16 protein-coding genes are annotated in these 18,280 nt (G+C 68.5%); 9 read left to right on the top strand and 7 right to left on the bottom strand.

Annotated elements, in window-relative coordinates; translation table 11 throughout:
- The first annotated feature begins 225 nt into the window (after positions 1–225).
- From AB7F93_RS08730 to AB7F93_RS08700, 7 genes are all read left to right on the top strand, one after another.
- The gene (locus AB7F93_RS08730) at positions 226–1,509 is read left to right on the top strand and encodes an aromatic ring-hydroxylating oxygenase subunit alpha (RefSeq protein WP_428302514.1); all 1,284 of its coding nucleotides are present in this window, start codon (positions 226–228) and stop codon (positions 1,507–1,509) included.
- Positions 1,510–1,519: 10 nt separating this feature from the next.
- The gene (locus AB7F93_RS08725) at positions 1,520–2,005 is read left to right on the top strand and encodes an aromatic-ring-hydroxylating dioxygenase subunit beta (protein WP_428302513.1); all 486 of its coding nucleotides are present in this window, start codon (positions 1,520–1,522) and stop codon (positions 2,003–2,005) included.
- A gap of 77 nt (positions 2,006–2,082) precedes the next feature.
- The gene (locus tag AB7F93_RS08720) at positions 2,083–3,303 is read left to right on the top strand and encodes an argininosuccinate synthase (protein WP_428302512.1); all 1,221 of its coding nucleotides are present in this window, start codon (positions 2,083–2,085) and stop codon (positions 3,301–3,303) included.
- Between the two features lie 12 nt (positions 3,304–3,315).
- The gene (gene metX, locus AB7F93_RS08715; RefSeq protein ID WP_428302511.1) at positions 3,316–4,473 is read left to right on the top strand and encodes a homoserine O-succinyltransferase MetX; all 1,158 of its coding nucleotides are present in this window, start codon (positions 3,316–3,318) and stop codon (positions 4,471–4,473) included.
- A gap of 77 nt (positions 4,474–4,550) precedes the next feature.
- Entirely contained in the window at positions 4,551–5,198 is a 648-nt protein-coding gene (gene metW, locus AB7F93_RS08710; protein WP_428302545.1) for a methionine biosynthesis protein MetW, read from the top strand.
- Positions 5,179–5,595: a DUF4399 domain-containing protein gene (locus tag AB7F93_RS08705; RefSeq protein ID WP_428302510.1), complete on the top strand. Its 417-nt coding sequence runs from the start codon at positions 5,179–5,181 to the stop codon at positions 5,593–5,595. The genes metW and AB7F93_RS08705 overlap by 20 nt, the downstream gene beginning before the upstream one ends.
- A 73-nt stretch (positions 5,596–5,668) precedes the next feature.
- Entirely contained in the window at positions 5,669–6,481 is an 813-nt protein-coding gene (locus tag AB7F93_RS08700) for an undecaprenyl-diphosphate phosphatase (RefSeq protein ID WP_428302509.1), read from the top strand.
- Positions 6,482–6,525: 44 nt separating this feature from the next.
- On the opposite strand, the gene AB7F93_RS08695 is transcribed toward AB7F93_RS08700, so the two are convergent.
- The 5 genes from AB7F93_RS08695 to AB7F93_RS08675 all read right to left on the bottom strand — a co-directional run bounded on the left by AB7F93_RS08695 (position 6,526) and on the right by AB7F93_RS08675 (position 11,433).
- A complete protein-coding gene (locus tag AB7F93_RS08695) occupies positions 6,526–6,840 on the bottom strand; it encodes a pyrimidine/purine nucleoside phosphorylase (RefSeq protein WP_428302508.1) in 315 nt (104 codons plus the stop codon).
- A 130-nt stretch (positions 6,841–6,970) separates the two neighbouring features.
- Positions 6,971–8,635, bottom strand: a complete 1,665-nt coding sequence (gene ettA / locus AB7F93_RS08690; protein WP_428302507.1) for an energy-dependent translational throttle protein EttA — start codon at positions 8,633–8,635, stop codon at positions 6,971–6,973.
- A 77-nt stretch (positions 8,636–8,712) separates the two neighbouring features.
- Positions 8,713–9,612 carry an alpha/beta fold hydrolase gene (locus AB7F93_RS08685; RefSeq protein ID WP_428302506.1) on the bottom strand — a complete coding sequence of 300 codons (900 nt, stop codon included), beginning with the start codon at positions 9,610–9,612 and terminating at the stop codon, positions 8,713–8,715.
- 145 nt (positions 9,613–9,757) lie between these two features.
- Positions 9,758–10,243 (bottom strand): aromatic-ring-hydroxylating dioxygenase subunit beta, encoded by a 486-nt coding sequence (locus AB7F93_RS08680; RefSeq protein ID WP_428302505.1) that lies wholly within the window; start codon positions 10,241–10,243, stop codon positions 9,758–9,760.
- A complete protein-coding gene (locus AB7F93_RS08675; protein ID WP_428302504.1) occupies positions 10,240–11,433 on the bottom strand; it encodes an aromatic ring-hydroxylating oxygenase subunit alpha in 1,194 nt (397 codons plus the stop codon). Before AB7F93_RS08675 ends, AB7F93_RS08680 begins: the two co-directional genes overlap by 4 nt.
- Positions 11,434–11,706: 273 nt before the next feature.
- Here AB7F93_RS08675 and AB7F93_RS08670 point away from each other — a divergent pair, with 273 nt between their 5' ends.
- Complete coding sequence (locus AB7F93_RS08670; RefSeq protein ID WP_428302503.1) at positions 11,707–12,912, top strand: efflux RND transporter periplasmic adaptor subunit; 1,206 nt, start codon at positions 11,707–11,709, stop codon at positions 12,910–12,912.
- A complete protein-coding gene (locus AB7F93_RS08665) occupies positions 12,905–16,042 on the top strand; it encodes an efflux RND transporter permease subunit (protein ID WP_428302502.1) in 3,138 nt (1,045 codons plus the stop codon). The genes AB7F93_RS08670 and AB7F93_RS08665 overlap by 8 nt, the downstream gene beginning before the upstream one ends.
- A 105-nt stretch (positions 16,043–16,147) precedes the next feature.
- Here AB7F93_RS08665 and sucD read toward each other — a convergent pair whose 3' ends face one another.
- Both sucD and sucC read right to left on the bottom strand, forming a co-directional pair.
- A complete protein-coding gene (gene sucD / locus AB7F93_RS08660) occupies positions 16,148–17,020 on the bottom strand; it encodes a succinate--CoA ligase subunit alpha (RefSeq protein ID WP_428302501.1) in 873 nt (290 codons plus the stop codon).
- A complete protein-coding gene (sucC, locus tag AB7F93_RS08655) occupies positions 17,017–18,186 on the bottom strand; it encodes an ADP-forming succinate--CoA ligase subunit beta (RefSeq protein ID WP_428302500.1) in 1,170 nt (389 codons plus the stop codon). Before sucC ends, sucD begins: the two co-directional genes overlap by 4 nt.
- Between the last annotated feature and the right edge of the window lie 94 nt (positions 18,187–18,280).

Here is an 18,280-nt window from a genome sequence, read left to right as displayed (position 1 = left end):
GCGCGATTTTGCGAGCATAACACGGGGGCGATGGATCGCACTTCGCCGCCACTTCACGCACGCACGTCGTCCTCGCAGCCGCGTCGGCGGGCGGCATGACGCTGCGCTGAACTGACGCGCGGCGATTTCCTTAAGAGCACCCGGGCAGGCCCAAGCCCCGCTTGCCACCCGCCGCCGCGAGCGCTAAATAGACGACCGTTTGGCTGATCGTCGGGGAAGCGCACCATGGACAACACGCCCTTCGAGCCGCGCCTGATCGACGCGCTGGTGCGCGAGGACCGCGTGCACCGCCGCCTATTCACGGACCCGGCGATCTTCGAGCTTGAAATCGACAAGGTGTTCCACAGCACCTGGGTGTACGTGGGCCACGAGGCGGAAATCCCGAACGCGGGCGACTTCCGCCTGTCGCGCATCGGCCGCCAGCCGGTGATCGTGGTGCGCGACCAGACCGGCGCGGTGCAGGTGCACTTCAACGCCTGCCGGCACCGCGGCGTCACCGTGTGCCAGGACGAGCGCGGCCATGCCCGGCATTTTCTGTGCGCCTACCACGGCTGGACGTATGGTCTCGATGGCCAGCTCGTCGCCGTGCCGTACGCGGAGGGCCATCCGGCATCCTTCAAGCGCGAGGACTACGGGCTGCACCCGGTGTCGCGGGTGGCGACGCACGCCGGCTTCATCTTCGCGAGCGTGAATGCGGACGTGCCGCCACTCGCCGAGCATCTCGGCGCCGCGGCGCAGTTCCTCACCGACTTCGTCGACCTGTCGCCGACCGGCCGGCTTGCCATGCACAGCGGCGTGCACAAGTTTCGCTACACCGGCAACTGGAAGTCGCAGATCGAGAACTCGGTCGACGGCTATCACGCCATGGCGGCGCACGGCTCCTTCCTCGGCTACGTGCTGCGCGAGCGGCTGGGGCGCGACGTGAGCGGCATGGTGGACGGCAACTCGCCGACGCGCTCGGTGGCGCTCGACGGCGACCACGGCCTGCTCGACTTCCGCATGGTGAACCGCACCGAGATTCTGGGCGTGAAGGAGGCCGACCTGCCGCAGCACCTGCAAACCTACCGCCGCCAGCTGCGCGAGCGCCTGGGCGAGGAACGCGCCGCCGAGGTGCTGCGCCGCAACGGCGGCGACGGCTACAACCTGCTGGTGTATCCGAACCTGTTCCTGATCGGCGTGCAGATTCGCACCATCCAGCCGATCAGCGTCGACACCACCGAGGTGTACTGCGCGCCGACGCTGCTCGACGGCGCGCCGGAGCAGATCAACGAGGCGCGCATCCGCTCGCACGAGGATTTCTACGGCCCGGCGAGCTTCGGCCAGCCGGACGACATGGAGATGTTCGTGCGCCAGTGGGATGGCCTCAAGTGCGAGGCGCTGGAGTGGCTGATGTACGACCGCGGCCTCGAACGCGAGTCGCCGACGCCGGACGGCCCGGCCTCGCAGCTCACGGACGAATCCGCCCACCGCGCGCTGTGGCGCCACTACCGCCGCCTGATGCTGGCCTGAGGCAAGCGCGATGACGACGACCATCGACCTTGATCTGCGCGCCCGCGTGGAGGCCTTCCTGATCCACGAGACGGCGCTGCTCGACGAGCGCCGCTACCCGGAGTGGATCGATCTGTTCACGCCGGACGGCGTGTACTGGGTGCCGGCCAACCGCGACGACACGGATCCGAAGACCCACGTGTCGCTGATCTACGACAACGTGGCGCGCCTGAAGGAGCGCCTGGTGCGCGCCGACAGCGGCATGTTCTGGGCGCAGGATCCGCCTACGCGGGCGACGCGCGTGATCGGCAATCTCGGCGTGGCGCCGGACGGCGCTGACCTCCTCGCCACCTGCAAGCTGGTGCTCGTCACGCAGCGGCGCGGGCAGTCGCAGACGCTGTCCGGTACCTGCGCCTACCAGCTCGCGCCGACTGGCGATGATTTCCGCATTCGCCGCAAGACCGTGCTGCTGATCCAGAACGACGAGCCGCAGCTGAACCTCACGTTCCTGCCCTGAGGCCGCGTCACGGGACGGCCGCCCCCCGCTGCTAGAATGGCCGCCCCTCGAAGGTCTCAACGGAACTGTCGCAAGTCATGGCCGACGTCAAACGCGTGGTGCTCGCCTACTCGGGCGGCCTGGACACCTCGATCATCCTCAAGTGGTTGCAGGAGAACTACCACTGCGAGGTGGTGACGTTCACCGCCGACATCGGCCAGGGCGACGCGGAGCTCGAACCGGCCCGGCGCAAGGCCGAGACCATGGGCGCCACCGCCATGTACGTGGACGACCTGACCGAGGAGTTCGCGCGCGACTTCGTGTTCCCCATGTTCCGGGCCAATGCGCTCTACGAAGGCGAGTACCTGCTCGGCACGTCCATCGCCCGGCCGCTGATTGCCAAGCGGCTGATCGAGATCGCCCGCGAGACCGGGGCGGACGCCATCGCCCACGGCGCCACCGGCAAGGGCAACGACCAGGTGCGCTTCGAGCTCGGCGCCTACGCGCTGATGCCGGAGGTGCGCGTGATTGCGCCGTGGCGCGAGTGGGACCTGACCTCCCGCGAGAAGCTGCTGGCGTACGCCGAGCAGCACCGGATTCCGGTCGAGTTCAAGCGCGCCGGGCAGGCCGCGCCCTACTCCATGGACGCCAACCTGCTGCATATCTCCTACGAAGGCGGCGTGCTGGAAGACCCTTGGGAAGAACCGGAAGCATCCATGTGGCGCTGGACGGTGAGCCCGGAACAGGCGCCGGCCGCCCCGCAGTACGTGGAGCTCGAATACCGCCACGGCGACATCGTGGCCGTGGACGGCGAGCAGCTCACCCCGGCCGGCGTGATGCGTCGGCTGAATGAAATCGGCGGCCGCCACGGCGTGGGCCGCGTCGACATCGTCGAGAACCGCTACGTGGGCATGAAGTCCCGCGGCTGCTACGAGACCCCGGCCGGCACCATCATGCTGCGCGCGCACCGCGCCATCGAGTCGCTCACGCTGGACCGCGAGGCGGCGCACCTGAAAGATGACCTCATGCCGCGCTACGCGAGCCTGGTCTACAACGGCTACTGGTGGAGCCCGGAGCGGCAGTTGCTGCAAGGGCTGATCGACGACAGCCAGCGGCGCGTCAACGGCACCGTGCGCGTGAAGCTTTACAAGGGCAACGTGCTGATCGCCGGCCGCCGGAGCCCCGATTCGCTGTTCGACCCGGCCATCGCCACCTTCGAGGACGACGCCGGCGCCTACAACCAAGCCGATGCCACGGGCTTCATCCGCCTGAACGCGCTGCGCCTGCGCAGCGCCGCGCGCCTTCGCGGCGGCGGCTGACGACGCTTGGCCGTGCCAACCGCCCCCACCGCGCCGGACTCGGTGGGGCTGGTCGAGCCGCGCAGCTTCCGCTGCGAGACGCCGCTGGCGCTCGACTGCGGGCGCGAGCTGCCGGGCTTCGAGCTGAAGTACGAGACCTACGGCACGCTGAACGCCGCGCGCAGCAACGCCATCCTCGTCTGCCACGCGCTGTCCGGCGACCACCACGCGGCCGGCTGGCACAGCCCGGACGACAAGCGCCCCGGCTGGTGGGACCACTGCATCGGCCCCGGCAAGCCGATCGACACCGACCGGTTTTTCGTGGTCGCCTGCAACAACCTCGGTGGCTGCGCGGGCTCGACCGGCCCGACCACCATCAACCCGGCGACGGGCCGCCTGTGGGGCCCGGACTTCCCGATCGTGACCGTACGCGACTGGGTGCGCAGTCAGGCGTTGCTGGCGGACCACCTCGGTATCGAGCGCTTCGCCGCCGTCGCCGGCGGCAGCCTTGGCGGCATGCAGGCGCTGCAGTGGGCCATCGAGTACCCGGGCCGGGTGCGCAGCGCGCTGCTGATCGCCGCCGCGCCCAGGCTGTCCGCGCAGAACATCGCCTTCAACGAGGTGGCGCGCAAGGCCATCATGTCCGACCCGGACTTTCACGAGGGTCGCTATGCCGAGCAGGGCGTGCTGCCGCGCCGCGGCCTGATGCTGGCGCGCATGCTCGGCCACATCACCTATTTGTCCGATGGCCTCATGCGACAGAAATTCGGCCGCGAGCTGCGCGAGGGCAAGATCAGCTTCGGCTTCGACGTCGAGTTCCAGATCGAGTCCTACCTGCGCCACCAGGGGGAGACCTTCGTCGACCGCTTCGACGCCAACACCTACCTGCTGATGACCAAGGCGCTCGACTACTTCGACCCGGCCGCCGAGCACGACGGCGACCTTGCCCGCGCGCTGGCCCGGGCGCAGGCGCGGTTTCTGGTGGTGGCGTTCTCGAGCGACTGGCGCTTCGCGCCCGAGCGCTCGCGCGAGATCGTGAAGGCGCTGCACACCGGCGGCAGCGCGGTCAGCTACGCGGCCATCGAATCGCCGGACGGCCACGACGCGTTCCTGCTGCCGAACGACCACTACTTTGGCGTGCTGCGGGCGTTCCTGAACCGCATCCACGCCGAGCTGGAGGTGCCCGCGTGAGCACCTTCACCGATCGTCGCCGCGACGCGATTGGCGAGCCGCACCTCGGTCGCCGTACCGCCGACCGCCACCACGCCGTGAACCACCTGCGCGGCGATCACGCGCTGATCGCGCAATGGATACGCCCCGGCAGCCGGGTGCTGGATCTCGGCTGCGGCGACGGCGCGCTGCTGGATCACCTGCGGCGCGAGCGGGCCGTGACCGGCTACGGCGTCGAGATCGAAATCGACAAGGTGGTGCGCTGCATCGAGCGCGGCGTGAGCGTCATCCAGGGCGACCTCGACGCGGGTCTGGCCGACTTCGACAACGGCTCGTTCGATTACGTGATCATGAGCCTGACGCTGCAGGCGGTGTATTTTCCGGCGCGCGTGCTGGACGAAATGCTGCGCGTCGGGCGCGAGGCCATCGTGGCGTTTCCGAACTTCGGCCACCTCAGCTGCCGCCTGCAGCTGGGTCTTGGCGGCCACATGCCGGTGTCGGCGGCGCTGCCGGAGACCTGGTACGAGACCGACAACATCCACCTGTGCACCATCCGCGACTTCGAGTCCCTGTGCCGGCAGCGCGGCATCCGCGTGCTTCAGCGCACGGTGGTGAACCACCAGCATCGCCGCTCGCTCGGCGCGCGACTGCTGCCGAACCTGCTGGGCGAAGTTGCGCTGTATCGTTTCGAGCGCCGTCCCAACCCCCACCCCACGGAGCGCCGCCATGAAGTTCGCCCTGCGTAATCTCGGCCTCGCGCTGCTGCTGGCGCCGCTGCCGCTGTTGGCGCGCAGCCCGGCGCCGGAAGGCACAGAGCTGTATTTCATCTCACCCAGGGACGGCGAGACCGTGGCAAGCCCGGTGACGGTGCGCTTTGGCCTCAAGGGCATGGGCGTGGCGCCGGCCGGCTTCCAGAAGGACGCCACCGGTCACCACCACCTGCTGATCGACACCGCCGCCCCGCCGCTCGACCAGCCGGTGCCGACAGACGAGCACCACAAACACTTCGGCGCCGGCCAGACAGAGACCGTCATCACGCTGCCGCCCGGCAAGCACACCCTGCAACTGCTGCTCGGCGATTTCGCGCACATCCCCCACGAGCCCCCGGCGATGTCCGAGCAGATCACCATCACCGTCAAGTAACGACTGCCCGCCCACCGCGCCGCTGCCACACCGGCGGCGGCGCTTTTCTTGCGCTACCAACCGCCCCCTTCCCATGCCGGCACCGGAACCGAGTCTGCTGCAAGTCATCGTGCTCGCCATCGTGCAGGGCATCACCGAATTCCTGCCGATTTCGAGTTCGGCGCACCTGATCCTGGTGCCGGAACTGCTCGGTTGGCCGGACCAGGGCCTCGCCTTCGACGGCGCCATGCACGTCGGCACGCTCGCCGCCGTGCTGTGGTACTTCCGCAAGAACCTGTGGCCGCTGACGCGCGATTTCGGACTCAGCCTGCGCGGCCAGGGCCTGACACCAAACGGGCGTCTCGCCTGGGCGGTGCTGCTCGGCACGCTGCCGGCCGCGGTAGCCGGTCTCCTGCTGCACGACGTGGTCGAGACCACGCTGCGCAGCCCGAAGGTGATCGCCGCCACCACCATCGGCTACGGCCTGCTGCTGCTGCTCGCCGACCGCATCGGCAAGCAGCGGCGGGACGAGTACACGTTTCGCTGGCGCGACGCGGCGCTCGTGGCCTGCGCGCAGGCGCTGGCGCTGGTGCCCGGCACCTCGCGCTCGGGTGTAACCATGACGGCGGGTCTGCTGATGGGCCTCACGCGCGCCGGCGCGGCGCGGTTCTCGTTTCTGCTGTCGATCCCGATCACCGCGCTGGCGGGCGGTTACGAACTGCTCAAGATCGCCCAGACTGGCCCCACCGCCGCACTCGACATGACCCTGCTGGCGGCCGTGGTGGCGGGTATCAGCGGCTATCTCGCCATCGCCTTCCTGCTGCGCCTGTTGCAAAGCCGCGGCATGACGCCTTTCGTCGTCTACCGCCTGTTGCTCGGCGCGTACCTGATCGCAGCGTTTTATTGATCGATGACGGGCCGGCGTCGTGCTGGCCCGTCAGTCACGCCACGTCAGCCGAAGTGACACACGTAGTGCGTCGGCTCCACGACCTCGATGTCGAAGTGGCTGTCGCCCGGCACGTCGAAGGCCTGCCCGGCGCCATACTCCAGCCAGGCTTCGCTGCCGGCCTGGCGCACGCGGCAGCGCCCGGCGACGATTTCCATGCGCTCCGGCGCGCCGGTGTTGAAGGTGAGCGTCGCCGGCAGGATCACGCCAACGGACTTGCGCGTGCCGTCGGCCAGCAGCACGGTGTGGCTGACGCACTTGCCGTCGAAGTAGACGTTGGCTTGCGTGAGGACGCTCACGGCGTCGATGCGGTCGGACATGTCAGGCTCCCGTCGAAAGTTCTAGATGCCGCAGTGTGGGAGCGGCGCCCTCGCCGCGAATCTTGCGGTCTCAAGCATTCGGCCCGAGGGCGGGCCTCCCACCACCCCAATCAGTCGCTTGCGCCCAGACTCACCGCAGCGCCTTGAAGCGCAGCCGGTGCGGTCGGGCGGCTTCCTCGCCCAGGCGCTGGCGCTTGTCCGCCTCGTATTCCTGGTAGTTGCCGGCAAAGAAGGTCCACTGCGAGTCGCCCTCGGCGGCCAGAATGTGCGTGGCGATGCGGTCGAGGAACCAGCGGTCGTGGCTGATGACGAGCGCGCTGCCGGCGAACTCCAGCAGCGCTTCTTCGAGCGCGCGCAGGGTCTCGACGTCGAGGTCGTTGGACGGCTCGTCCAGCAGCAGCACGTTGCCGCCCTTGAGCAACGTCTTGGCCAGATGCAGGCGACCGCGTTCGCCACCGGACAGGCTCCCGACGCGCTTTTGCTGGTCCGCGCCCTTGAAGTTGAAGCGCCCGAGGTACGCCCGCGACGGCATCTCGAACTTGCCGACGGTGATGATGTCCGCGCCGCCCGAGATGTCCTCCCAGGCGGTCTTGTCGTTGCCGAGCTCGTCGCGGCTCTGGTCCACCAGCGCGATGCTGACCGTCTGGCCGAGCTTGATGGCGCCACCGTCCGGCTGCTCGCGGCCGGTCAGCATGCGAAACAGCGTGGATTTGCCGGCGCCGTTCGGGCCGATGATGCCGACGATGGCGCCCGGCGGAACCTGGAAACTCAGGTCATCGATCAGCAGCCGGTCGCCGTAGCTCTTGCGGACGTGCGTGAACTCGATCACCTCGTTGCCAAGGCGCTCGGCGACCGGGATGAAGATTTCCTTGGTCTCGTTGCGCTTCTGGTAGTCGTGGCTCGCCAGTTCCTCGAAACGGTTCAGGCGCGCCTTGCTCTTGGCCTGGCGGCCCTTGGGGTTCTGGCGCACCCATTCGAGTTCCTGCGCGATCGCCTTCTGGCGGGCGGACTCGGAGGATTCTTCCTGCTTCAGGCGCTGTTCCTTCTGCTCCAGCCACGTGCTGTAGTTGCCCTTGAACGGGATGCCGCGCCCGCGGTCGAGCTCCAGGATCCACTCGGCGACGTTGTCGAGGAAATAACGGTCGTGCGTCACGGCCACCACGGTGCCTGGGAAGCGGTGCAGGAACTGCTCCAGCCACTCGACGGACTCGGCGTCCAGATGGTTGGTCGGCTCGTCCAGCAACAGCATGTCGGGCTTCGACAGCAGCAGCCGGCACAGCGCCACGCGGCGCTTCTCGCCGCCTGACAGATGCTCGATGCGGGCGTCCCAGGCCGGCAGGCGCAGCGCGTCGGCGGCGACGTCGAGCTGCACGTCGGCGCTGTCGCCGTCGGCGGCGGCGATTTCCGCTTCGAGTCGGCCCTGCTCCTCGGCCAGCTTGTCGAAATCGGCGTCCGGCTCGGCATACGCGGCGTAGATTTCGTCCAGCCGCTTTTGCGCCGCCAGCACGCCGCCGATGCCCTGCTCCACCGCCTCGCGCACGGTCTGCGTGGGGTCGAGCTGCGGCTCCTGCGGCAAATAGCCGATCTTGATGCCCGGCATGGGCACGGCCTCGCCCTCGATCTCGGTATCCACGCCGGCCATGATGCGCAGCAGCGTCGACTTGCCGGAGCCGTTCAGGCCCAGCACGCCGATCTTGGCGCCCGGAAAGAACGACAGCGAAATGTCCTTCAGGATCTCCCGCTTGGGCGGCACGATCTTGCCCACGCGGTTCATGGTGAAAACGTATTGAGCCATTGGCGGAAAGCGGCGAAAAAAATGGGCGGCAAGGATAGAGCAAAGCGGCCGGTGCTGCCGGCCGCGTACCGCGCCGCCTAACGCCCCGGCCAGCCCACCAGCAGGCCGTTCAGCGCGCTGCACAGCGCGCGCGGCGAATCCAGCATCAGGTGGTGATGGCCGCCCGGAATGGCGAACATGGGCCAGCCGCGCGTGCCTGCCATGCGCTGCATGTAATCGCGCACCGGCGCCGAGAACACGGCGCTGCGGTCGCCGTAGATGACCGCGAGCGGCGTTTGCAGGGCTTTGAGTTCCCGCCAGGGCTCGTGCGCCTGCATGTGCTTGAACAGCGCGTCGTCGAATTTCCAGCTCCAGCCGCCCTGCATGGGCGCCACCGAGTGCTGCGCAACGTGGCGCAGCAGATACGGGTGCTGGCAGGGCTGCTGCGGCAGCGGGAAGAACCGCGCCACGGCGGCCTCAAAATCGGCGCAGATGGTCTTCGGGCGGTACGGCGCCTTGGCCGGGTCGAACGGCGACGGCAGGTCCGGCGGAAACACCGCGGAATCCAGCATGACGATGCCGCGCACGCGCCCGGCGTGGCGCACGCCGAGCGTGAGCGCCACCGCGCCGCCCAGGCTGTGGCCGACCAGCACCGTGCCCGTGCCGAGCCCGGCGTGGTCCATCACGGCGACGACATCGTCCGCGAACACGGCAGTCGAGTACGCGTCCCGGTGGCCGCTGTCGCCCATGCCGGACAGGTGTGGCGCCACCACGTGGTAGCGATCCGCAAACCGTGGCGCGATGACGTCCCACCAGTTGGCGTGCGCCATGGCGCCGTGCACCAGCACCAGGCCCGGGTTTTCCGGCCGGCCCCAGGCGCGGTACGCCAGGGTCACGCCGTGGTGCTCAAAGCGCGTGTCGGCGGCCGGCGTTTGCAGTGCCTCGGCCACCCAGGCGGGCAGCTCGGCGGCGTCGGGGCTCGGCGTGTCGGCACTCATCGCCGACCGCTCGCTGGGGATAGCAGCGTCATGAAGGTCACCTGAAATCGTGGGTCGCCCGCGGGCGTAGACGTTTCAGGATGCCAAAAAAATGGCCGCGGGGCGCCGACTCAAGCGCCCCGCGGCCATGTCGGGACATGGAAGCCTAGATCGGATACGCGACGTAGCGCGGCACGACGTTGGTGTCGAGCACCGCCCGGCGGCTGCGAAACCGCGCGTCGCCGTTCACGACCACGTCATCCACGTAGGTGCCGCTTGCCAGCACGTCGGTGCGGCCGGTATCCGCCGGCGTGTAGTTGACCGTGAAGTGCGTCTCCACGCGGTAGTTCACGCCGCCCAGGTGCTTGATGTCCACCAGTTGCGTGAAATGGCGCGGCTGGTAGTGCTCCACGGCGTCCGGCTGGATCTTGGTGACCTGCGTCACGCGGTCCTGCAGGCGCTCGTAGCAGTCGTCCAGCATGTAGCCGATCGGCAGGCCGCGGTCCTCGTTTTCCTTGGGGATACACACGTAGGAGCCCGGCCGGTCGAAGGTGGCCAGCCAGCCGTGCATGTCGCGCCGGTCGAGCGCGCGGATATAGGTGAGGTTCAGCCGCTCGATGGCGTCGCGAACCTTGCTGTCGATGCCGTTCATGCCTTGGCCCTCCGAAAGCCCATGCGTTTGCGGTAGTGCTCCCAGCGCGGGAGGTTGCCGGATTCGTCGTTCTGTTGGACGTTGAACTCGAGCTTGTACTCGTCCGTCACGCCCTTCTGGAAGATGGCGTTGCCCGGCGAGCGGTTGCCGAGATCGATGCGCGTGAAGATGGCCGCGTCCTCCAGGCTGATGAGACCGCTCGGCCCCAGCAGGTTGGCGGACTGGCGCGTGCGGTGGGCCAGTAGCTCCGGGCTGTCGTCGTCGCGCGCGAAGTAGGTGTAGTGCACCTCCACGCCGCGCGGGCCTTTCGGGAACGCGTAGCGGATGTTCAGCATGTCCATGTGCTTGGTGAACACGGTGATCGGGAACGTGCTGACCACGATCGAGCCCTTGCTGTCCGGGTCGCCCTTGAACTGCACGATGGAGCTGTCCTCCAGCGCCTCGATCTTGCCCGGGATGGTGAGCTCGGAGTCGAACGCGATGTGGCCGTTGTCGGTCACGATCTGCACGCCCTTGCCGCCCTGCCAGCCCATCAGCTTGAACGCCAGATGCAGCAGCGGCGCGTGGTAGCCGTCGTTGTCGACGTAGGCCTTCCAGTTGCAGTCGTAATGGACCTTCTGGTAGCCCAGCAGCTTGAGGTTGTGGCCGTTGCCGAGCACACGCGACAGCGGGTCCGTCACCGCGTCCGTGAGGTAGGTTCGAAGGTCCGGCGTCTTGTCACTCATGGTGACGAAGGTCAGTTCCGAGAAGGAATCGCTGCGCAGTTCCTTCAGCCCGAAGCCTTCCTTGGTGAAGCTCGGCGAGAACTCCTGACTGTTCGGGCAGCCGACCAGCGCACCCTCGCGGCTGAACAGCCAGCGATGGTAGGGGCACTCGAAATCGGCCTTGTTGCCGGCACTGTCGGTCACCAGCGTGGCGCCGCGATGCGCGCAGGCGTTGTGGAACACGCGGATTTTCCCGTCGTCGCCGTGCACGGCGAAGATCGGCATCTCGCCGATGAAGGCCGCCTTGTAGTCGCCGGGGTTCGGAATCTCGGCGCGGTGCACGATGGGGTGCCACTCCTCGCCGTAGAAGATGTTTTCGAGTTCGAGCCGCCACAGGCCCGGTTCCTCGAACACGGCCTTGGGGATCTCGTTGTACTTGGCCGGCCACTCCATGACGGTGTCCGGCAGGTTGATGTTGGCGGTCATCGACGCGACTCCTCCGGGGGAAGAACAGCCGCACGCGGCGTGCGGTGAGCGGCGATCCTAGTCAGCGCCCAGCCGGGACTCCTGACGCGCATCAAGGTTTGCAGCGGAAGTGCGACCGGCCTCGCGATGACCTCGCAGGTGACCGGCGCGCATATAATTGCCGGCATTCCCCGAGACCTTTTTTGCCCCGTGATTCTGGTGGCGGGTTGCCTGCATCCAAATACTGACCGACCGGTCAGCCGCGGGCGACGGCGCCTTCTATGGAGATGGTTCATGGAAGTTGTTCGACCGATCGTGCGCGTCACCCTGCTGGCGGCGGCCATGACCGTGCTGGCTGCCTGCGGTCGGGGCGGTCCGCCGCCGGGGCAGCGACCGCCGCCAGAAGTGGGCGTGGTCGAGCTGCAACCCCGGCCGTTCGAACTGACCACCGAGTTGCCGGGCCGCACGGCGGCGTTTCGCGTCGCCGAGGTGCGCCCACAGGTAAGCGGCATCCTGCAACGGCGCCTGTTCGATGAAGGCAGCACGGTCAAGGCCGGACAGGCGCTGTACCAGATCGACCCCGCGCCCTACGCCGCCGCGGTGCAGCGCGCCGAGGCTGACCTGCAACGCGCCCGTGCCGCCGCCGAGGTGGCCCGCCTGCGCGCCGAGCGCTTTGCGCCGCTCGCCAAGGCCGGCGCCGTGCCCAAACAGGACAACGACGATGTGCAGGCCGCCCACCAGCAGGCGCTGGCCAACGTGCAGGCGGCGCGCGCCGCGCTCGACAGTGCACGCATCGATCTGGGCTACACGCGCATCACGGCGCCGATCGACGGCGTGATCAGCGAATCGTTCGTCACCGAGGGCGCGCTGGTCACCACCGGCCAGGCCCAGGCGCTGGCGCGCGTGACGCAGCTCGACCCGATCTACGTCGACATCCAGCGCCCGACCGCCGAGATGCTGCGCTTGCAACGTGAATTCGAGGCCGGGCGGCTTGAGCGCGCCGGCCCGGACAGCGCGCGGCTGGACCTTATCCTCGAAGACGGCGGCGCCTACCCGCAGCCCGGCCAGTTGCAGTTCTCGGGCGTGACGGTGGACCTGGGCACCGGCTCGGTGAACCTGCGCGCCACCTTCCCCAACCCGAAACACCAGCTACTGCCCGGCATGTACGTGCGCGGTCGCCTGAAGGAAGGCGTGGAACCGGCCGCGCTGCTGGTGCCGCAACGCGCCGTGACGCGCGACGCCGACGGCAACGCCAGCGTGCTGGTGGTGGGCAAGGACGACAAGCTCGAACTGCGGCGGATCGAAACCCGCCGCGCGGCCGGCGATGCGTGGCTGATCGGCAGCGGCCTCAGCGCCGGCGACCGGGTTGTCGTCAGCGGTCCGCTGCGCCTGTCGCCGGGCATGCCGGTGCGGGTGGCGCCCGCGGGAGGCGCCCCGACAGGCGCACCGGGCGCTCCGGGGGCGCCGGCCGCACCGGGCGGGGGCGCCAGGCATGGTTAATTTCTTCATCGATCGACCCATCTTCGCGTGGGTGATCGCGATCGCCATCATGCTGGCCGGTGGCCTTGCCATCACCACGCTGCCGATCGAGAGCTACCCCGACGTCGCCCCGCCGGGCGTGCAGATTCGCGCCGTCTACCCGGGCGCCTCGGCGCAGACCGTGGACAGCACCGTCACGCAGGTCATCGAACAGAAGATGGTCGGCTTGGACGGCCTGCTGTACATGAGCTCCGAGAGCAACATCACCGGCGACTCGCAGATCACCCTCACGTTCGAGGCCGGCACCGATCCCGACATCGCGCAGGTGCAGGTGCAGAACAAGCTGCGCGGCGCGGAACCCCTGCTGCCGGACGAGGTGGTGCAGCAGGGCGTGCAGGTGAACAAGGTCAGCCAGACGTACCTGATGGTGCTGGCCTTCGTGTCCGAGGACGGCCGGCTCGGCATTGCCGACCTTGCCGACTACGTGGCGGCGCACATCCAGGAACCGCTTGGCCGCATCGACGGCGTGGGTGACGTGCTGCTGTTCGGCGCCCAGCACGCCATGAGAATCTGGCTGGACCCGGATCGCCTGGCGCAGTACGGACTGACCGTCCCCGACGTGAACGCCGCCATCCGGGTGCAGAACGCGCAGGTGGCCGGCGGCCAGTTGGGCGGGCTACCGGCCGTGCCGGGGCAGGACCTGAACGCCACCGTGCTGGCACAAAGCCGCCTGCAAACACCCGAGCAGTTCGCCAACATCCTGCTGAAGGTGCAGCCGGATGGCGCGCAGGTGCGCCTGCGCGACGTGGCGCGCATCGGCATCGGCAGCGAGAACTACGCGTTTCGCAACATCTACAGCAGCAAGGCGGCGTCCGGCATCGGCATCGTGCCGGCGCCAGGCGCCAACGCGCTCGAAACCGCCCGCCGCATCCGCGAGCGCCTGGCGGAAATCGAACCCACCTTCCCGCCGGGCGTGGTGGTGCGCTACGCCGAGGACAGCACGCCGTTCGTCAGCACCGCCATCAAGGAAGTGGCGCTCACGCTGCTGGTGGCGGTGGGGCTGGTGTTCCTGGTGATGCTGATCTTCCTGCAGAACCTGCGCGCCACGCTGATCCCGACGCTCGCCGTGCCGGTGGTGCTACTGGGCACGTTCGGCGTGATCGCCGTGGCCGGCTTCTCCATCAACATGCTGACCATGTTCAGCCTGGTGCTGGCGATCGGCCTGCTGGTGGACGACGCCATCGTGGTGGTGGAGAACGTCGAGCGCGTCATGCACGAGGAGAACCTCGACCCGCGCTCGGCAACGCGCAAGTCCATGCGCCAGATCACCGGCGCCCTGGTCGGCATTGCGCTCGTGCTGTCGGCGGTGTTCATCCCGATGGCGTTCTTCCCCGGCACCACCGGCGCCATCTACCGTCAGTTCTCGCTGACGATTGCGTCGGCCATGGGACTTTCGGTGCTGGTGGCGCTGGTGTTCACGCCGTCCCTGTGCGCCACGCTGCTCAAGCCTGCGCGCCATGGCCCGCCGCGGCGTGGCCCGCTCGGCCTGTTCAGCCGCGGTGTGGAGGGCGCCACCAAGCGCTACGTCGGCATCGTCGGCTATATGGCGAAACACTCGCCTCGGTTCCTGGTGCTGTACGCGCTGATCGTCGGCGTGCTCGGCGTGCTGTTCATCCGCCTGCCGGGCGGCTTTCTGCCGGACGAGGACCAGGGCACGCTGTACGCCAACGTGCTGCTGCCACCGGGCGCCACCAACGAGCGCACCGGCAAGGTCATCGAACAGGTCGGCCGCTATTTCTACGAAACCGAGAAGGACATCGTGTTCGGCGCCATGAACGTGTACGGCTTCAGCTTCGGCGGCCGTGGCCAGAACGTGGGTCTGGTGTTCATCAACCTCAAGGACTGGGACGAGCGCCCACGGCCGGACCAGAGCGCGCAGGCGCTGGCCATGCGCGCCACGATGGCGTTTGCCGGCATGGTCAAGGACGGCATGGCGTTCGCGTTCTCGCCCCCGTCGGTGCGCGCACTCGGCCGCTCGGCCGGTTTCGACCTGCACCTGCAGGACCGCGCCGGGCTCGGGCATGAGGCGCTGATCGGCGCCCGCAACCAGCTGCTCGGCATGGCGGCGCAAAGCCCGGTGCTGGCCGCCGTGCGGCCGAACGGCCTCGAAGACGCGCCCCAGTACCGCCTGAACGTGGATCAGCCAAAGGCACGCGCGCTTGGCCTGTCGCTCGCCGACATCAACCAGACGCTCGGCACCGCCTGGGGATCGAGCTACGTCAACGACTTCATCGAAGAAGGACGCACCAAGAAGGTGTACGTGCAGGGGGACGCGCCGTTTCGCATGCTGCCGCAGGATCTCGACCGCTGGTACGTGCGCAACGCGGCGGGCGACATGGTGCCGTTCAGCGCCTTTTCGAGCGCCGAGTGGACGCGCGGCTCGCCGCGCCTGGAACGCTTCAACGGCACCGCGTCGGTAAACATCCTGGGCCAGGCAGCGCCCGGCCACAGCTCCGGCGAGGCGATGGCGGAAATCGAACGCATCGCAAGCCAGTTGCCTCCCGGCATCGGCTACGCGTGGTCAGGCCTCTCCTACCAGCAAAAGCAGGCCGGCTCGCAGGCGCCGGCGCTGTACGCCATCTCGGCCATCGTGGTGTTCCTGGCGCTCGCCGCGCTGTACGAGAGCTGGTCGGTGCCGTTCGCCGTGATGCTGGTGGTGCCGCTCGGCCTGCTCGGCGCGGTGCTGGCGGCGCTGCTGCGCGGGCTCAACAACGACGTGTTCTTTCAGGTGGGCCTGCTGACCACCATGGGCCTGACCGCCAAGAACGCCATCCTGATTGTCGAGTTCGCGCACAACCTGCACATGCACCAGGGCAAGCCGCTGCTCGATGCCGTACTCGAAGCCGCGCGCATTCGCCTGCGGCCGATCCTGATGACGTCGATGTCCTTCATCCTCGGCGTGTCGCCGCTGGCTATTGCCACCGGCGCCGGCAGCGCGTCGCGCATCGCCATTGGCACCGGCGTGATCGGCGGCATGCTGGCGGCGCTGCTGCTGGCAACGTTCTTCATCCCGATGTTCTACGTGCTGGTGCGCCGGCTGATGGGCCGGGCGCCCGCGCGCAAGATGCCGACACCGCACACGGGGGTTTGACCCGCCCGCCCCGGCCGTTGTGGCCGGGGCAAGAAAAAGCCGCGACGAGCGCGGCTTTTTCCAGGACTGCGGCGCGGCCGGCGCGATGCCGGCCGCAAGACCTCGTTACAGCCCCATCGCCTTCTTGACCGTCACGCCCAGGTCCGCCGGCGAGCGCGCGATGTGCACGCCGGCCTTTTCCATGGCGCGGAACTTGTCTTCGGCCGTGCCCTTGCCGCCGGCGATGATGGCGCCGGCATGGCCCATGCGCTTGCCGGCCGGGGCCGTGGCGCCGGCGATGAAGCCGACCACCGGCTTCTTGATCTCGGACGCGATGTACTCGGCGGCTTCTTCTTCGGCGCTGCCGCCGATCTCGCCCACCATCACGATGCACTCGGTCTGCGGGTCGTCCTTGAACAGGCGCAGCGCGTCGATGAAGCTCGTGCCCGGAATCGGGTCACCGCCGATGCCGATGCAGGTGGATTGGCCGGCGCCGATGGCGGTGGTCTGGGCGACCGCCTCGTAGGTCAGCGTGCCGGAGCGCGACACGATGCCGACCTTGCCCGGCAGGTGGATCGAGCCCGGCATGATGCCGATCTTGCACGCGCCCGGCGTGATGATGCCGGGGCAGTTGGGACCGATCAGGCGCGAGCCCGAGCGGTCGACCACCATCTTCACTTCCAGCATGTCGAGTGTCGGCACGCCTTCCGTAATGCACACGATCAGCGGCACACCGGCGTCGACGGCCTCCAGGATCGAGTCCTTGCAGAACGCCGCCGGCACGTAGATGACGCTGGCATCGGCGCCGGTCTGCCGCACCGCGTCGCGCACCGTGTCGAACACCGGCAGACCCAGGTGCTCGCTGCCGCCCTTGCCGGGCGTGACGCCGCCCACCATGCGCGTGCCGTAGGCGATGGCCTGGTCGGAATGGAAGGTGCCCTGCTTGCCGGTGAAGCCCTGGCAGATGACCTTGGTGTTCTTGTCGACCAGTACGCTCATGCCACGCTCTCCACTGCCTTCACGACTTTCTGCGCGGCATCGGTCAGACCGTCCGCGGGGATGATGTTGAGGCCGCTGTCGGCCAGCTTGCGGCCGCCAAGATCAGCGTTGTTGCCGGCCAGGCGCACCACCACCGGCACCTTCACGCCGACCTCCTTCACCGCGGCGATGATGCCGTCGGCAATCAGGTCACAGCGCACGATGCCGCCGAAGATGTTGACCAGCACGCCCTTCACGTTGTCGTCGGCGAGAATGATCTTGAACGCCTCGGTCACGCGCGCCGCTGTGGCGGTGCCGCCGACGTCGAGGAAGTTGGCCGGGTTGCCGCCGTGCAGCTTGATGATGTCCATGGTGGCCATGGCCAGGCCCGCGCCGTTGACCATGCAGCCGATGTTGCCGTCGAGCGCCACGTAGCTGATGTCGTGCTCGCGGGCGCGGTTTTCCTTGGCGTCCTCCTGCGAGGGGTCGCGCATGGCGGCCAGGCGCGGCTGGCGGTACAGCGCGTTGTCGTCGATGTTGATCTTGCCGTCGAGGCACACCAGGCGCCCGTCGCCGGTCACCACCAGCGGGTTCACTTCGAGCAGCGCGAGGTCGCACTCGACGAACATGCGCGCCATGCCGGTCATCAGCGTGGTGAACTGCTTGATCTGGTCGCCGCTGAGGCCGAGGCCGAACGCGAACTGCCGGCACTGGTAGGGCTGCAGACCGACGGTGGGGTCGATGGCGGTGGTGAGGATCTTCTCGGGCGTCTCGGCGGCGACCTTCTCGATCTCGACCCCGCCCTCGGTCGAGGCCATGAACACCACGCGTTGACTGGCGCGGTCGATCACGGCGCCGAGATACAGCTCGCGCGCGATCTGGCTGACCTCTTCCACCAGCACGCTGTGCACCGGCTGGCCCTCGGCGGTGGTCTGGTAGGTGACGAGGTTCCTGCCGAGCATGCCCTCGGCGGCCTGAGCGACCGCTTCGGGGCTGTCGACCAGCTTCACGCCGCCGGCCTTGCCGCGGCCCCCGGCGTGCACCTGCGCCTTCACCACCCAGCGCGTGCCGGGAATGCGCCCGGCAGCGGCTTGGGCGGCCTTGGGACTGTCGGCGACCTCGCCGCGCGGCGCGGCGATGCCGTAATCGGCATAAAGCTGTTTTGCCTGGTACTCGTGCAGGTTCATGGGTGTGTTGTTTCCCTAGCGCTGAGGGAACGGCAACCGGCCGCGGCCGACCCGTTCCCGGGACCGAACGTCATCAAACCCTGACGGCGCGCCG

It is taken from the genome of Immundisolibacter sp., from assembly GCF_050250495.1.
Lineage (GTDB): Bacteria > Pseudomonadota > Gammaproteobacteria > Immundisolibacterales > Immundisolibacteraceae > Immundisolibacter.
The sequence above is the reverse complement of the archived record's forward strand: the minus strand, read 5'-3'. Positions and strand labels throughout refer to the sequence as shown.

Coding starts and splice junctions, on each gene's coding strand:
- AB7F93_RS08730 (WP_428302514.1), top strand. CDS start 226: ATGGACAACACGCCCTTCGAGCCGCGCCTGATCGACGCGCTGGTGCGC.
- AB7F93_RS08725 (WP_428302513.1), top strand. CDS start 1,520: ATGACGACGACCATCGACCTTGATCTGCGCGCCCGCGTGGAGGCCTTC.
- AB7F93_RS08720 (WP_428302512.1), top strand. CDS start 2,083: ATGGCCGACGTCAAACGCGTGGTGCTCGCCTACTCGGGCGGCCTGGAC.
- AB7F93_RS08705 (WP_428302510.1), top strand. CDS start 5,179: ATGAAGTTCGCCCTGCGTAATCTCGGCCTCGCGCTGCTGCTGGCGCCG.
- AB7F93_RS08700 (WP_428302509.1), top strand. CDS start 5,669: ATGCCGGCACCGGAACCGAGTCTGCTGCAAGTCATCGTGCTCGCCATC.
- AB7F93_RS08695 (WP_428302508.1), bottom strand. CDS start 6,840: ATGTCCGACCGCATCGACGCCGTGAGCGTCCTCACGCAAGCCAACGTC.
- ettA (WP_428302507.1), bottom strand. CDS start 8,635: ATGGCTCAATACGTTTTCACCATGAACCGCGTGGGCAAGATCGTGCCG.
- AB7F93_RS08685 (WP_428302506.1), bottom strand. CDS start 9,612: ATGAGTGCCGACACGCCGAGCCCCGACGCCGCCGAGCTGCCCGCCTGG.
- AB7F93_RS08680 (WP_428302505.1), bottom strand. CDS start 10,243: ATGAACGGCATCGACAGCAAGGTTCGCGACGCCATCGAGCGGCTGAAC.
- AB7F93_RS08675 (WP_428302504.1), bottom strand. CDS start 11,433: ATGACCGCCAACATCAACCTGCCGGACACCGTCATGGAGTGGCCGGCC.
- AB7F93_RS08670 (WP_428302503.1), top strand. CDS start 11,707: ATGGAAGTTGTTCGACCGATCGTGCGCGTCACCCTGCTGGCGGCGGCC.
- AB7F93_RS08665 (WP_428302502.1), top strand. CDS start 12,905: ATGGTTAATTTCTTCATCGATCGACCCATCTTCGCGTGGGTGATCGCG.
- sucD (WP_428302501.1), bottom strand. CDS start 17,020: ATGAGCGTACTGGTCGACAAGAACACCAAGGTCATCTGCCAGGGCTTC.
- sucC (WP_428302500.1), bottom strand. CDS start 18,186: ATGAACCTGCACGAGTACCAGGCAAAACAGCTTTATGCCGATTACGGC.